Origin of the sequence: Pseudomonas sp. 2835, from assembly GCF_050435905.1 — a bacterium.
GTDB lineage: Bacteria > Pseudomonadota > Gammaproteobacteria > Pseudomonadales > Pseudomonadaceae > Aquipseudomonas.
The window spans coordinates 20,198-32,493 of sequence record NZ_JBNDLE010000032.1 but is presented as its reverse complement, the minus strand read 5'-3'; the positions used below and the strand labels follow the sequence as shown (position 1 = coordinate 32,493).

Below are 12,296 nucleotides of genomic sequence, written 5' to 3'. Positions count from 1 at the left end.
CCCTGGCCGCGCTCTTCAGTTTCCCAGGCGGGCCGGGCTGTATGCGTTCTGGAACGCGTCGATGACAGCTTTTGGCGCGCCAGTGCAGGTTCGCACCAGCTCGAGGACGGCGTCGTCGCTGAACTCGTCGTCGAGATCCCAGCCGACCACGATATCCTTCAACTGCTCAGCCTGAAGCTCGATCTCGGCGGCAGTGGCGTCCTTCCAGCTGACACCCTTTTTCTTCGCCTTCTCCTCCCAGGCATCGCGCGCCTTGTTCCAGCGGTCGAACATCTCGGACAGCGCGATACGGTCCAAGTAACGAAACTCGAAACCAACCTCGACCGGGGCGGAGCCGACCCGTGGAAGCTGTACCGCGGCGCCGAACGTTGGGCTCTGCGCGATTTTGATCTTCGCCATGGATCCCCCTTAGGCGTTGTAGCGGGTCGGGCGACCGGACAGGCCGATACTGATGGTACGGGTCATCAGCTGGTTGCGGTCCATGGTCGGGGTGCTGGTGATGCTCACGTAGCCGGGCATCAGGATCTGTCGATTGCCAGGCAGCTTCAGGCGGACAACCGCAAGCTCCTTGGAGTCGTCATACCCCTCAACCACGCCGACATACCCGGCCTCAGGCTGATCCTCGACAGTGATCGAAACGCTGATCGGGTTGCGGTTGGTGGGGAACTGAAGGTCGTCGTCATTCTCCAGGTAACCAACGGTGAGGAACTGCTGCTCACCACCGGATACAGCGAAGGCGGTGACCTTGGAGATCTGAGTCCAGCCCGAAACCGGTACAACAGAGCCGGCACCAGCACCTGCGGTGAAGCGCTCCTCGTTGGTGGTGTCCAGGCCGGCCAGGGAGAAAGCGTCGGCGGTAACACCGGACGCCTTGACGGCGCGGTCGTTGATCAGCGCCCAGCCGGAGTTGATCAGCAGGATATCGCCAGCGTCGATGCCGTGCCCGACCGAAGCGGCCACCGGAGGCTTGGCGTTGGTCAGGGAGGTGAAAGGTACAGCGGTGCCGAGAACAGAAGCGATCTCGACAACAGAGCCGTTGGGCAGCGGGATGCGTGCGGCCATGGTGTGTTTCCTCATTGATGCCCGCCGGGCGGCGGTTGGTTATGCCCCAGCGGGCGGTTGGTCTGCGACACCCTGGTAGGTGAAGCTGGCCGGGACCGTGTAGGTCGCCGGTTCGGTGATGGTTGGACCCTGCTCCAGCGGCCCGACGATCAGCCCTTCGAAGCCGGATCGGCTGAGCTCGGTGTCGACGCGGAACAGCGTGCTGAGCTCGTCGACCAGGGCATCGGCAGTAGCCAGGGCCTGGCCCGCCGGGCAGACGATGCTGATCTGGTAGATACCCCGGTACTCATAGGCCTCGGCAGCCAAGTAGCGGGTCGTGGTGCTGGCCGGCAGCAGGAAGGCCCTGAGGTAGGTTTCGCCTGGGACGGCCTCGAAGCCGTCCTCCATGTGCGCGACCCGGATCGGGCGCGCAGCTGCCCAGGCCGCCAGCTTGATCTCAATCGCCTGGCGGGCGCGTGCATGGCTCATACCTTTCTCGCCTCGATCACTCTGCTCACGATGTTCTGGAAGTCAGCGATGGTCACCCTGACCATGCCGGTCGGTGCCTGGGTGCTATGGCCATATTCCAATGCGACTGCATAGGGCAAGTTGTTGACGATGAAGGCGACCTCGCCAAGGGTCAGGCTGCCAGCTGCGCCAATGATCTTGGCGATCGTTTCATCAGCGCTCTCGATCTCTTCAATCTCGCCCAATGCAGGCGCGCCAGCAGTCAGTTGCCAGTTGCTGCGGAATCGACCGCCAACGTAACCCTGGCCAACCTTGCGAACACCTGCACCGTAGCCGTAGTTCTCCAGCTGCTCGCGCTTGGTCAGAGGCTTGCGGTACTTGATTCCCCGTTTCAGTCTGCCGCTTTTGGTGAAGCTCGAGGTCTCGGCAGCAATTGCAGCATTGATGCTGGCCGCCTTCGCGTTGTAAGCAGATACCTGCGCGCCAGCCTTGTCCTGCGATTCGACGTTGACCTTCCAGACATCGGGGTTGCCAACCGGTGACATCCGAATCAGGTCGCGCCCAATCGCAATCACAACTTCGCGGAAGGTCAGATCAATCGACTCCCTGGCAGTGTCGGCAAACTGCTGGAGCTGGGCTGAGAAACTGCCATCAAGGCCGCCGTACCGCTCTTTCATGTGCGATCCGCGCGCCATGGTCACTTCCTCAGTTGAATGGTCCAGGTAGCCTTGGCCGCGTCCTGGCCGACGTTGACCACGCGGTAGCCGCTGATGCGGTCGTTGATGGCCGGTACCGCGGCGATGACTGTGACCACGCCACCCTCTTGCATGAACAGTTCGTTCTGGAGGGCCTTGAGGCGAACGTCCGAAGCCAGAATGCGCGCTCCGTCGATCTCTCTGGCCTTGTACTGCCCAAAGACACCGCGCCCGGTGTAGTAGATAGTCGTCTCTGGGGCGCCACCAATTGCGGGGTCATAGGCACCCTTCACCGCCCTGCTGCCCTCTACCGCACTTACAGCATCAGCCAGGTCAGTGTTAAAGGCCTCAGCCATGTCGGCCTGCAGCTCGTCTCGAAGGCCCATATCAGCCCCTCACTATCTTGGCCTGGCCGGTGCCCAGGTATTGGTTCAGCAACGCCAAGGCGAATGATTCACCGGCGCTGATCTTTCGGGCGGTCGCCGAGTAGGTCTTGCTGCTGGACACTCCGTCAGCATCTACCGATTTGCTCAGCACCCCGGTTTCCTTGGCCGCAAAGATGTTGCCAGCGGCGGCCTCCCGGGCGACCTCAGCACCAGCCTGAACCACATCGTCCGGTACCGGGTCGAATGCAGGCAGCCCCAGGTTGGTCAGCCAGGTGTTGGCCATCAGCACCGCGCGCGGCTTCTTCTCTTCGGGCGCCCAATCGGCCCCCAGCAGGCTATCCACCTGCACGGCGTTGATGTAGGTGGTCATTATGCGGCCTCGTCCAGCAGCTTCTGGAGGTCTTCCAGGCTGGCGTCGTCGCCGTACTGGATGCCCTTCTCAGTCAGACTGGCCTTGAGCCCCTCGACCTTGATGGCGTCGTCGAGCAGCTTCTGCAGGGCAGCAGCGCCGGCGCGCCCGTCGTACTTGATGCCCTTCTCGTCCAAGGCCTTTTTCAAGGCATCGAGAGATGGTTTATCGCTGGGCTTGGCGACCTTGATCGGCTCAGGGTGTTCGTAATCCTCCGGGGCGAAGCTCGCATCAATGATCTTGTAGCCCTTCCGACGCAGGTCCGCTTTGCGCTCGGCAGAAACCGGATGGCGCTCGTAAATGATTTTTTCGGACATGTCAGTCTCCGAGGTTGGCGGCCCCGAAAGGCCGCGTCACTTGATTCATCAGGCCTGGCCGATAGCCATGACGCCGGCGGTGTGCTTGATGCTGGTCGCGACCTTGTCCCAGTTCGCGCCGGTGGCGAGAGCCGCGTCATCAGGCGAGGCACCGCCGTTGGCAACGTCCCAGGCATAACCGCGAAGACCGACGCCGAAGCTGTAGTCGATCTGCAGGGTGGTCTCAATACGCTCCTTGCCGTTACTGGTCTCGATGTTCGAGATCAGGTCGCGGGCATCGTGGACAGTGGCTGCCCCCTGAGCCAGGGATAGCACTCGACGCTTGGCCGGCGCGGCCGGATCGGCCACAGCAGCGCTGTAGAGTGCAGGAGCATCGGTCACCACAACCAGGCGACCCAGGATATCGACAACGCGGACGGCATCAGACTTGAACAGCTGCTCGGCGTTGGTGAGGTTCTGGCCCACGAAGGCATGGAACTGGGCGCCATCCATCACTTGAGCGATCAGTTGGCTGGAGTGATCGCCGAACAGCGCATGGCTGTCGTTCACTGCGATGTAGTCCACCTTCTTGGTGCCCGACACATCGACGACCGCGGCAGCGCCCTGGTTGCCGATGCCTGCCACCAACGCGGCGATGGCAGTGTTCAGTTGGTCCTGCAGCAGGGATTCGGCGAAGTAGCGGGACGCCACTTCTACGCCCTCGGCAGTTGGTTTGCGTAGCCAGGTCATCTGGGATGGCTCATAACGCACCGGGCCGAAGCCGCCCGCGACCTTGACGGTGTTGTGCTTGAGCTGGGTCAGGTCGACAGCGTTCACGTTGCCATTGTTGCCGTAACGGTTCACGCGACGACGCGCGCCCGCCAGGCCAGCGTAGAAGCTGGTCTGCAGGAAGTCGCCGTCAAAGCCGTCGGTGGTCAGCAGAATCGCGCCACCGGATGCGGCGTTGAACCGCTCGACCATCTGCGCCAGCGTCTCGATGGTCGCAGGCATGAAGTAGGTGTTGAACACTTCCATATCGGAAAGCGCCATGTTGGAGCTCCTATAGCTGTTGCCCGGATGGGCTCAATAAATGGTTGTCGGGCATCCGCCCTAGTGCGCCGTACCCCATCCGGGATGACAGCTAGGGACTGATCAGGACTGGGCCAGATCAGGGAATTGCGATTTGATGGCCTGCAGGCGGTCTTCTTTGTTGCCGCCGAAGTTGCCCTTGCCTGCCGAGGGCTTGCCGCCTGGTGCACCGCCATTTGGGGCGCCGCCGCCATTCGCACCAGAGCTCTTGAGGATCTGTTCTTTGTAGGGGTATTGGTCGACAAGAGCCTCGAGCGCTTCGTCGAAGTCCGCCACCTCGCCCGGGCGGGCGCGGCTGAAGATCTTGTTACCGGCCGGGTCGTAGGCAACCACCTTGCCCTCTTCGATCTTGAAGGCCTGGCCAAAGCGCGCCTGCACCAGGTCACCTGGAATCGCGAAATTCTCCGCGATCAGTTTCGACCGACTGAAGCTGCCTCCGATGAGTTCGCCATGCAATTGGCCTTGCAGTTTCTCCAAGTCGCCTTGCAATGTCTTCTCGCGCTCTGCGGCCGCTTTGGCAGCGGCTGCAACTTGCTCTTCAGCTGCGCGCTTGGCGGCAGACTTGATCTCTTCAACCTTGCCGGCAGTGACCAGATCACCCTCCTTGAGGTTCTTGACGGTCTCCAGAGCCTTGATCGCGGCCTCAGCATCCTCGATGCCTTCGAACAGCTTGGCGCGGGCCTCAGCCGCTTCCTTTGCTTCGCGGTGGCCTTGGGCCTCACGGTTCAATGCCGAGATTTTGGTAACTGCTGCGGCCGCATCGAATGGGGCCTCTTTGCCGTCGTCGTGCACGTAGACAGGCTGACCGCTCTGCAGGACAGCGTTGCCGTTTTCGTCAAGTTTGAGCTTCATGGATCGATCTCCGGGCATCCGCCCATCGGCAGGCCTTCCGGCCAATTAGCGCCCTGTTCATCCGAACTGCGGGCAGAAAAAAGCCCCGCGCATGGCGAGGCGTTGAGGGACCGCACCACAAAAGCGCGGTTGTCCGTTTCGTGGCGCGGGCTACTTCAGGCGCTCGCGCAACTCGTCAAGGGTCAGAAATTTGCCCTTGTCGTTGTAGAAGGCTTCCAGATTCAGTCCACCCTCACGCATTAACCGCGCTCGCGCTGGTCCGAGAATCTCGTCCTGGCGCGCTGCTGGCTGCCGACGCAACCAGTCAGCGTATGTGGTCGACTGCGGAACCTGGCCATCCATGCTGGCCCGCGTCGCGCTATCGCTGAATCCAAGCCTGGATGCGCCCTTCAGGATCGGCAGCTTGGTGGACCGGCAGCAGAAGTGAATCCGCCCAGGTCCGGCAAGCCATGGGATCTTGTGCCCGATCGGCTTGTAGGTTCCCAAGCTGTACGGCAGACGGTCCCTGATGCGGCAATCGGTCGATGTGCGCGTGTCCAGCGTGCTGAGCCATTCAACATGGCTGATGATGTCGCTGTTGGCCTCGTAGGCGGCGTCACTGGCTGTTTCAGCAGTGTGCGATATAGCGGACCGGACGACCGCCTCAACCTCGCGTCTGGGCTTCTGCAAGATGCCATCGGCGTAGTTCTGTGCCCGGGTACCCATGACGGTACGGACGATATCGGCAGTCGTGCGGCCCTCGACCACGCCAGCACGGACGGCATCGCGAACTGCAGCAGCGCGGGTCGCCTCGATCCCGGTCATCCACTCCCTAAGCAGACGCCCTTGAAATGGCCTGGCCTGCGCTATTGCTTTGACCTGGCTGAACACTGGTGCAGCGACGGGCAAAGCCTCCTGCACCACCGCAGGCAGAACTGCTCGCAGCGCACCCTGCTGGAAAGCGAGCTCGTAGCTGATCAAGCTGTCGGTGGCCTGGTCCAGGGCCTGACGGATCTCGACGAACGTGGCCTGGTTAAGGCGCAGCACTTCAGCCAGCGCCCTATCCACTGCCGGTGCCGATAGATCGGTACCGAGATTGTCGATCGCCTCAATGAATGCAGCCCGCAGCTCGGCGTCCTTGCTGTTCAGGATCTTGATGATCGCCCTGACCTGGCCATTGCTCAGCCTGGAAAGGTCAACCTCATGCCCGATCAGTTCATCCAGCAACCTCTCGTTGGCCGTCTTCATCACAGCGCACCGAGTGCAGGGCCTTGGGACTCGATTTTCTCAAGCTCTTCGGGCCAGTCGTATTCGTCACTGATCACACCGCGGCGCTGCATCTCGGTGAACAGCGTTTCCTTGGAGATCATGCCAGCGTTCGCCATAGCCACCAGGGTCGGAAGCGACACCTCCGGCATGTAGTCCACGTCGAAGTTTCCGCGCATCTCGACCGCGCCACCCTCGCCGAGGCCACGATAGTCGGCCATGTACTGCAGCAGCTGCGCTAGGCAGTCGCCGAAATGACTTGCCATGCGCGCCAGCGGAGAAAGCTCTTGAGCTGCTTCTTCCTCCGCTTGCGTGGCGGTCTTGGTCGCAGCCTTTTCAGGAGTCAGTAGCTTGGCCCCGGCCATGCGCATCTCGCCGATCAGGTCCTGCAGCGCCGTACGGCCGGCCTCGACCGCCTGACCGGTGTGCTCGACATACTTGAGGTCGCCGGTGGCCGGCAAGTCGGTCAGCGCGCCGGTGCCTACCTTGAACTCTGGCGGCACCGGTTGGCCCTGATCATTGAACATCGGTTGCACGCCAATCCGCACCAGAATTGGCACTCGAATCACATGCAGGATGTTGTCCTGGTCGCTTTGGCTCTGCCAGTGCTTGACGTTAAGGTGAGCCAGTTCCAGTAGCGGAGGCTTCGCGGTCATGAAGCCAGTGCGCCCGGTGTAGAACGTCACCCAAGGGATGCTGGTCAGGCTGTTGGTGCCCTCGTCATGCAGCGCCCATGCACCGCCCTTCTCGGCACGGCGGTAGGTCCGCCACTTGCCTGGCTCCAACACGCGGACCTGCTCGACGCACTTGGCGCCGAAGTCGCCATCCTCCTCCTCGATCACTTCGATGTAGCGGATCATGGTGAGCACGCCGCCCTTGGAGCGCCAGCCCAAAACCTGCTCTGGTTTCACCAGAACGACATAGGGCCGCACACCGGCCGCCTGCTCCTCTGCCTGGGTGCGCACGCCTTGGGTAGGTGGATGATCAACGAATGCATGGCACAAGCCATGGCTCAGGCCTTCGCGGAAGAACTCCACCGACCAGGAGTTGAGGTCATTGCCGGCGAAGTCGATGTCCTTCGCCATCACCTGTATGGCCTCAGGCACATCGTCACCGACCTGCAGCGGCTCGGCGAACACTCGAGAAGTCATGTTGCCGACTGTCTCGGAATACGCCGGCAGCAGCGTCGAGAGGCGCAGGCGCTCCTTGAAGGAATCGTCATCCTCGGCGGGGTATTGCGGCAACAGGGTCTTGCTCGCATCGCGCATGGCCATCGTCCCGCCCATGAGCGGCGTGATCACGGCCCAGTAGGCGCGCATGGCGTCGACCGCGGGCAGCGTGATACTTGGGTTATCGCTCATGGTCACATTCTCAGGGATTGGGTCGTCGTCATCGGCTTGGAAATCGGGAACAGGAAAGACAGCGGGTAACCACCGGCATCATTCAAATGGTCCACGCCGCTGGATTTGTCCGGCATGCCGTTCTTGTCGTATGCCTGTTGCTCCAAGCCGTCGGTGAGGTGCGGGCACCTGTTCGTGTTGATCTTCAGTCGTCGTTCGCCCTGGCCATTGAGGATCAGGGCATTTACGGCGTTCACTCGGTCAGCGATGGCAGGGTTCGTGCTGTTCACGCGAATGGAGAAGCCCGCCTGCCGCAGGATGCTCAAGTCCGACTCACTGGCGTTCTTGCTGCTGGAGTTGGCGCCCGAGGCATCCGGGAATATCTGGATCGGGTGGCCCTTGCTCGCATATTGGCGCTTAAGCAGGTCGGCCATGTACGGCGTATCACGCCCATCAGTGACTTCGGCCACAGCAATCGGCCAGCCGCCCCGTAGCACGTACACCACGGCGCTCATTTTCAGCCGGTTGAAGTCCATACCGATCAACAGCGGCTCCCGCTCCCGCTCAACCTCGTTGCTGTGATTCAGCCTACGGTCGAAGTCGGGATACACGGCGCCGGAGGTAAGGTTGACGAACTGGCCACGTAGGTAAGCCCTGATCAACTGCGGCGGATAAGAGTCCTCCAGGGACGAGATGTAGTCGTCCGGCAGGTTCGCCTCATTGTCATAGGTGCTGGCCTGGACCAAGCCGTACAGCGTCTTCAGTTCTGGCCTTTCGCTGATCTGCTTCACGAACTGCTGGTAGGTGAACTTGAACCCTTCAGGCGTCGTGGCAACATCCACACCGTTCTTGAGCCCGTGAACCTTGTAGCGCATCCGCGCGATGATCTTCCGCCAGGCCTGCTCAGCCTTGAGCTTGGCCATAACATCCAGCTCGTCGACCAGGGCGTGGCCGATCTTGAAGCCGACGATGGTCGCGGGCTTCTCCATCGACCGGCAGATCACGGTGCTGCGGTATTGACCGCCGCTGTAGAAGTCGACCTCTTTGTCCGACTCCTTGATCTTGATGCGCAGCCCCCAGTCGAAGGCCACCTCTTCGATCGTTGGGAAGAAAATGTCCCGGATCTGCGGGTACGTCGGGGCGAAGTAGCCAGCGTTGATTCGCGGCCACTCCCAAACGTGCTGGCAGAGCCCGGAGCAACCTACCCAGGTCTTCCCTGAGCCGAACCCGGCAACGAAGCCGCGGAACTTGTGAGGCATGGCGAGGAACCGCGCCTGGGGCACATTAAGCGTCGGCATCCCGCTTCCTCGCGTCGACCACCTCAACACGTACGGAGGTTGGTGGTACTGAATTCAATGAGTCGTCGACCTTGGCGGACCGGTTGACGTAGATGTCGCCAACCTCCTTGGCCGCCTGCTCCAGCACCTGGATGGCAAGCGGCAGGTTCTTCATGGTCTCGGCGCGCTCTGCTATCCGGCCCAGGGCACGAAGCCTGTAGGCGCGGTTCGCAATCGGGATCTCGGCCGTCTCCTCGCGAAAACGCTTGCGGGTGTCTTCGAAAACCGCCTTCCACTTCACACCAAGGTCACGGCCAGCGTATTTAGTCGGATCGTACTGCTCACATTGCTGACGGGAGATTTCAAGGCCGTAAGTTTCCTTGACGGCCTGGACTACTTGAGTGGGCGTATCGAAGCAGGCAAGCGCCTGCACAATGAAGCGCTTCACCTCATCTTTCAGGGCTGCCATATGGGTCTATTCCGTCAAGGTCCTGTCAAGGATCAGGCAGACTTGAGCAGGCAGGTCCCACAGGCCCTCGAAATGTTGATCTTGGCCACCTCAGGCGGCCGGCTTGCAGCGTCAATCAGCTGCTGAACGTCTTCCCCTGCCCCATAGCGACGAACTACACCGACGAACTCTTCAACGTCGTGTCCGCGCATCTGTAGCTTGGGGAGACCTTCTTGGGTGAACTTGGGCGCGCCGTACTGATCGGTCGCCTGAGCAATGTGGTAAAGCTCGTGCTCGACCAGGGCGCAGAACTCAGCATCGGTGCATTGGGCGCAGTAGTCAGCGGCCAGAGTGATCAGGTAATCCGGCTCCTCGCCAAACCAGTCCCGCATCTGCTGCTCTTGGCGAGCCTTCTGCCAGCCACCGGCACGGAACATGACCTGCTCGGCCTGACCCAGCACCACCCGGCCCTGCTTGGCGAATCCAGAGGATGCCCAGAGCACGCCGATGTTGGCGTCGAGCAGGTGAGCGTGATCTTCGTTGTGGATGCTGCCAGTGGTGGCGAGGATCTCTTGCTGTATCCACTCCCATACATCCGGAGCGGGACGAAGAATCAACCAGGGCGACTCGAGCAGGTCAGCCGGCGGTATTGGTCTTGCCATGCAGCCGCACCTCGATCTTGATGCCTCGCTTGATCCAGTAGCTGAAGCGCTCCGGGCATGGGTCTCGACCGGTCAACTGCGCCATGGCGAACACGCCGGCCAGGTAGCACTTGAGCCACCAGCGATGGCGGGCGACGACTCTCGCAGACACTGTAGCCATTCGGACTACTCCACCCGCTGACCAGAGATAACTTCACCCAGGCTCAGGCCGTGGCGTGAACGACTGGACTCGATCCCATCAGCCTTATCCTTTGCCACCAGTGCATCAGCAACCAGATCGGCTTGCCGGCCGCTGGCGAACTCCCCTACCGTCACGGATGATGCGCCTTGGGCGCCACCCTCACTTGCGCCATCAAGGGTGTAGCGGGTAACGATGTAACGGGTAACAGGGCGGACCTGGTATTCGGTCTTCATGGGATATCTCCGGCCTGCGCACAGGCTGAGTGGTGGTCGCGCCACGAAATGACGCACCTTGAATTTGTGGCGCGGGTCAGCCGAAAACATGGCGGCGCCGGGCCCAGGCATAGGCGACCACCCCAGCGTGGAGCATCGCGCCAAATGGGTTTACCCAGTGACCCTGTAGGGCGGTGACGAATGCACCGAACCCACCGATGGCCACCAGGTACAAAGCGATGCTCAGTAGCGGCTGGTCAGCCGGGCGAACCTTGCGCAGGTAGTCACAGGCGGCAACCACAACCAGAACGCACAGAAACACGTCCAGGGCGGTCAGCGCTGAAACCAGGATGCTGTTCATGTCAGGCACCTCGCGCCGCGACGAACGACCCCATGGCAGCCTTGATTGCCGGGATGATGTTCATGGCTGTAAGGCCCAGCACGAAGGCCACGCCGCACAGCAGGTCATCGGTCACCGCAAGTTCAAGCTTGGGGGCAAGCCAGGCAGTGACAGGCTGGGTCAGGTAAACCGAGAAGCCGAAGCCAGTTGCAACAGCAGTCGCAGCCTGGAAGCGGGTCAGGTCCTTCAGGAAGCCAAGCGAGAGAATCGAGCCGATGAATGCAGCCATCACCACCCCGTACTTGCCCAGCACTACGCTCGCGGCGGCGCTTGTTGGCTCGGCCATAGGTGGTGCTCCATGAAAAAAAGAAGCCCGCTCAAGGCGGGTAAGGTGCAGCAGGATTAGCGGGAGTTCAGCATGCCGCCTGGTCGCAGCTCTTCGCGGATGACTTGCCGGACGGCGCAGGCCAGGCCGTCATCCGCGCTGATGCACTCGGTTCTCTTGCGCAGCTCTTCACCCAGCTGGGACTCACTGATCAGGCCGGCCATAACCTCAAGGCCGTTGCCAAGGGTTTCAGTCTTGATGGCGTATCCAGCTGCGAGCTTGCTAGCGTCAACACAGGCCTGGCTGATGAACATCTGGCCATCGACAACGAGGAAGTCTTTACCCTCTTCGACCTTGGGCTTGACCACCTTCAACTCACCAGCGCCGTGGGCTGCCAGGATGCCCTGAACCTCACGCACCTTGACGGCCAGATCGCCGTAGAGAGTGACGCCGCCCAGGTCGAGCGACTCAACATCAGAGCCTGGATCGATACGACCAGTGACCTCACCCTTTTCAAGATCACCCCACGACACAGCGCCCGATGGACTGCGAACAGTGAAGACTCCGGTCTTGAGGTCGCAATCCAGCTGACCGCAAACATCAGATAGCTTGCCGGCGGTAATGAAGCGAGGCTCGCCAGTCGGTTTCGATGCCTCTTCAGGATCCCGAAACTTGAGCTCGCCGGTACCGACATTCATCTGCACCGCGCCATTGAAGCTACTGATCACGCTGCCGCAGGCCGACTCGATGGCCGCACGGTTTGCAGCTGCAGCTTCGGCAACAGCCGCATCACAAGCATCTCGATCCGCCTTCAGCTGCGAAAGCTCGGCTTGCAGGCGGCAAACAGTGAGGCTGAGCGCATCCATCTGCGCTTGAGTGGATTCGCTCATCGATCTGCTCCAGTTGTTCCCTCGCTAGAGGGGCTATTGAGGCCCTCTTGGGGGCAATAAAAAACCCGGCACTTGGCCGGGTTCTTTTCGCCAATCCTCAACACACGCAGGAATGACAGGATGAACAAATAATGTTGCAT

Annotated in this window: 19 protein-coding genes; all 19 read right to left on the bottom strand. The window is 61.3% G+C overall.

Annotated elements, in window-relative coordinates; translation table 11 throughout:
- Positions 1–15 precede the first annotated feature (15 nt).
- Complete coding sequence (locus tag ABIE20_RS26885; protein ID WP_429508540.1) at positions 16–399, bottom strand: phage tail assembly chaperone; 384 nt, start codon at positions 397–399, stop codon at positions 16–18.
- Between the two features lie 9 nt (positions 400–408).
- The gene (locus ABIE20_RS26880) at positions 409–1,062 is read right to left on the bottom strand and encodes a phage tail protein (protein WP_258702650.1); all 654 of its coding nucleotides are present in this window, start codon (positions 1,060–1,062) and stop codon (positions 409–411) included.
- A 39-nt stretch (positions 1,063–1,101) separates the two neighbouring features.
- Positions 1,102–1,530 (bottom strand): phage tail terminator-like protein, encoded by a 429-nt coding sequence (locus ABIE20_RS26875; RefSeq protein ID WP_429508539.1) that lies wholly within the window; start codon positions 1,528–1,530, stop codon positions 1,102–1,104.
- Entirely contained in the window at positions 1,527–2,204 is a 678-nt protein-coding gene (locus ABIE20_RS26870; RefSeq protein WP_429508537.1) for a hypothetical protein, read from the bottom strand. The genes ABIE20_RS26875 and ABIE20_RS26870 overlap by 4 nt, the downstream gene beginning before the upstream one ends.
- 2 nt (positions 2,205–2,206) lie before the next feature.
- The gene (locus ABIE20_RS26865) at positions 2,207–2,590 is read right to left on the bottom strand and encodes a hypothetical protein (protein ID WP_429508535.1); all 384 of its coding nucleotides are present in this window, start codon (positions 2,588–2,590) and stop codon (positions 2,207–2,209) included.
- A gap of 1 nt (position 2,591) precedes the next feature.
- Positions 2,592–2,960, bottom strand: a complete 369-nt coding sequence (locus ABIE20_RS26860) for a hypothetical protein (RefSeq protein ID WP_429508533.1) — start codon at positions 2,958–2,960, stop codon at positions 2,592–2,594.
- Positions 2,960–3,316 carry a hypothetical protein gene (locus tag ABIE20_RS26855; RefSeq protein ID WP_429508532.1) on the bottom strand — a complete coding sequence of 119 codons (357 nt, stop codon included), beginning with the start codon at positions 3,314–3,316 and terminating at the stop codon, positions 2,960–2,962. The genes ABIE20_RS26860 and ABIE20_RS26855 overlap by 1 nt, the downstream gene beginning before the upstream one ends.
- 48 nt (positions 3,317–3,364) lie before the next feature.
- Positions 3,365–4,345 carry a major capsid protein gene (locus ABIE20_RS26850; protein ID WP_036995746.1) on the bottom strand — a complete coding sequence of 327 codons (981 nt, stop codon included), beginning with the start codon at positions 4,343–4,345 and terminating at the stop codon, positions 3,365–3,367.
- Positions 4,346–4,447: 102 nt separating this feature from the next.
- A complete protein-coding gene (locus ABIE20_RS26845; RefSeq protein ID WP_429508530.1) occupies positions 4,448–5,236 on the bottom strand; it encodes a DUF6651 domain-containing protein in 789 nt (262 codons plus the stop codon).
- A gap of 150 nt (positions 5,237–5,386) precedes the next feature.
- The gene (locus ABIE20_RS26840; RefSeq protein ID WP_429508529.1) at positions 5,387–6,463 is read right to left on the bottom strand and encodes a hypothetical protein; all 1,077 of its coding nucleotides are present in this window, start codon (positions 6,461–6,463) and stop codon (positions 5,387–5,389) included.
- The gene (locus ABIE20_RS26835; RefSeq protein WP_429508527.1) at positions 6,463–7,842 is read right to left on the bottom strand and encodes a DUF4055 domain-containing protein; all 1,380 of its coding nucleotides are present in this window, start codon (positions 7,840–7,842) and stop codon (positions 6,463–6,465) included. Before ABIE20_RS26835 ends, ABIE20_RS26840 begins: the two co-directional genes overlap by 1 nt.
- 2 nt (positions 7,843–7,844) lie before the next feature.
- Positions 7,845–9,119 (bottom strand): terminase large subunit domain-containing protein, encoded by a 1,275-nt coding sequence (locus ABIE20_RS26830; protein ID WP_429508526.1) that lies wholly within the window; start codon positions 9,117–9,119, stop codon positions 7,845–7,847.
- Positions 9,106–9,567, bottom strand: coding sequence for a DUF2280 domain-containing protein (locus ABIE20_RS26825; RefSeq protein ID WP_429508524.1), 462 nt, complete (start codon positions 9,565–9,567; stop codon positions 9,106–9,108). The genes ABIE20_RS26830 and ABIE20_RS26825 overlap by 14 nt, the downstream gene beginning before the upstream one ends.
- A 32-nt stretch (positions 9,568–9,599) precedes the next feature.
- Positions 9,600–10,208 carry a putative metallopeptidase gene (locus tag ABIE20_RS26820; RefSeq protein WP_429508522.1) on the bottom strand — a complete coding sequence of 203 codons (609 nt, stop codon included), beginning with the start codon at positions 10,206–10,208 and terminating at the stop codon, positions 9,600–9,602.
- Positions 10,183–10,368 (bottom strand): hypothetical protein, encoded by a 186-nt coding sequence (locus ABIE20_RS26815; RefSeq protein ID WP_429508520.1) that lies wholly within the window; start codon positions 10,366–10,368, stop codon positions 10,183–10,185. The genes ABIE20_RS26820 and ABIE20_RS26815 overlap by 26 nt, the downstream gene beginning before the upstream one ends.
- Before the next feature lie 5 nt (positions 10,369–10,373).
- Entirely contained in the window at positions 10,374–10,622 is a 249-nt protein-coding gene (locus ABIE20_RS26810; protein ID WP_429508518.1) for a hypothetical protein, read from the bottom strand.
- A gap of 76 nt (positions 10,623–10,698) precedes the next feature.
- Positions 10,699–10,962: a hypothetical protein gene (locus tag ABIE20_RS26805; protein WP_429508516.1), complete on the bottom strand. Its 264-nt coding sequence runs from the start codon at positions 10,960–10,962 to the stop codon at positions 10,699–10,701.
- 1 nt (position 10,963) lies between these two features.
- Positions 10,964–11,287 (bottom strand): peptidase M48, Ste24p, encoded by a 324-nt coding sequence (locus tag ABIE20_RS26800; RefSeq protein ID WP_258593563.1) that lies wholly within the window; start codon positions 11,285–11,287, stop codon positions 10,964–10,966.
- Positions 11,288–11,343: 56 nt separating this feature from the next.
- Positions 11,344–12,156, bottom strand: a complete 813-nt coding sequence (locus tag ABIE20_RS26795; RefSeq protein ID WP_429508514.1) for a hypothetical protein — start codon at positions 12,154–12,156, stop codon at positions 11,344–11,346.
- Positions 12,157–12,296 lie beyond the last annotated feature (140 nt).

Excerpts from the sequence above, each read along its gene's own strand:
- ABIE20_RS26845 (WP_429508530.1), bottom strand. The coding sequence starts at position 5,236 with ATGAAGCTCAAACTTGACGAAAACGGCAACGCTGTCCTGCAGAGCGGT.
- ABIE20_RS26825 (WP_429508524.1), bottom strand. The coding sequence starts at position 9,567 with ATGGCAGCCCTGAAAGATGAGGTGAAGCGCTTCATTGTGCAGGCGCTT.
- ABIE20_RS26880 (WP_258702650.1), bottom strand. The coding sequence starts at position 1,062 with ATGGCCGCACGCATCCCGCTGCCCAACGGCTCTGTTGTCGAGATCGCT.
- ABIE20_RS26850 (WP_036995746.1), bottom strand. The coding sequence starts at position 4,345 with ATGGCGCTTTCCGATATGGAAGTGTTCAACACCTACTTCATGCCTGCG.
- ABIE20_RS26815 (WP_429508520.1), bottom strand. The coding sequence starts at position 10,368 with ATGGCTACAGTGTCTGCGAGAGTCGTCGCCCGCCATCGCTGGTGGCTC.
- ABIE20_RS26885 (WP_429508540.1), bottom strand. The coding sequence starts at position 399 with ATGGCGAAGATCAAAATCGCGCAGAGCCCAACGTTCGGCGCCGCGGTA.
- ABIE20_RS26865 (WP_429508535.1), bottom strand. The coding sequence starts at position 2,590 with ATGGGCCTTCGAGACGAGCTGCAGGCCGACATGGCTGAGGCCTTTAAC.
- ABIE20_RS26875 (WP_429508539.1), bottom strand. The coding sequence starts at position 1,530 with ATGAGCCATGCACGCGCCCGCCAGGCGATTGAGATCAAGCTGGCGGCC.
- ABIE20_RS26835 (WP_429508527.1), bottom strand. The coding sequence starts at position 7,842 with ATGAGCGATAACCCAAGTATCACGCTGCCCGCGGTCGACGCCATGCGC.
- ABIE20_RS26820 (WP_429508522.1), bottom strand. The coding sequence starts at position 10,208 with ATGGCAAGACCAATACCGCCGGCTGACCTGCTCGAGTCGCCCTGGTTG.
- ABIE20_RS26830 (WP_429508526.1), bottom strand. The coding sequence starts at position 9,119 with ATGCCGACGCTTAATGTGCCCCAGGCGCGGTTCCTCGCCATGCCTCAC.
- ABIE20_RS26840 (WP_429508529.1), bottom strand. The coding sequence starts at position 6,463 with ATGAAGACGGCCAACGAGAGGTTGCTGGATGAACTGATCGGGCATGAG.
- ABIE20_RS26855 (WP_429508532.1), bottom strand. The coding sequence starts at position 3,316 with ATGTCCGAAAAAATCATTTACGAGCGCCATCCGGTTTCTGCCGAGCGC.
- ABIE20_RS26800 (WP_258593563.1), bottom strand. The coding sequence starts at position 11,287 with ATGGCCGAGCCAACAAGCGCCGCCGCGAGCGTAGTGCTGGGCAAGTAC.
- ABIE20_RS26805 (WP_429508516.1), bottom strand. The coding sequence starts at position 10,962 with ATGAACAGCATCCTGGTTTCAGCGCTGACCGCCCTGGACGTGTTTCTG.
- ABIE20_RS26870 (WP_429508537.1), bottom strand. The coding sequence starts at position 2,204 with ATGGCGCGCGGATCGCACATGAAAGAGCGGTACGGCGGCCTTGATGGC.
- ABIE20_RS26795 (WP_429508514.1), bottom strand. The coding sequence starts at position 12,156 with ATGAGCGAATCCACTCAAGCGCAGATGGATGCGCTCAGCCTCACTGTT.
- ABIE20_RS26810 (WP_429508518.1), bottom strand. The coding sequence starts at position 10,622 with ATGAAGACCGAATACCAGGTCCGCCCTGTTACCCGTTACATCGTTACC.
- ABIE20_RS26860 (WP_429508533.1), bottom strand. The coding sequence starts at position 2,960 with ATGACCACCTACATCAACGCCGTGCAGGTGGATAGCCTGCTGGGGGCC.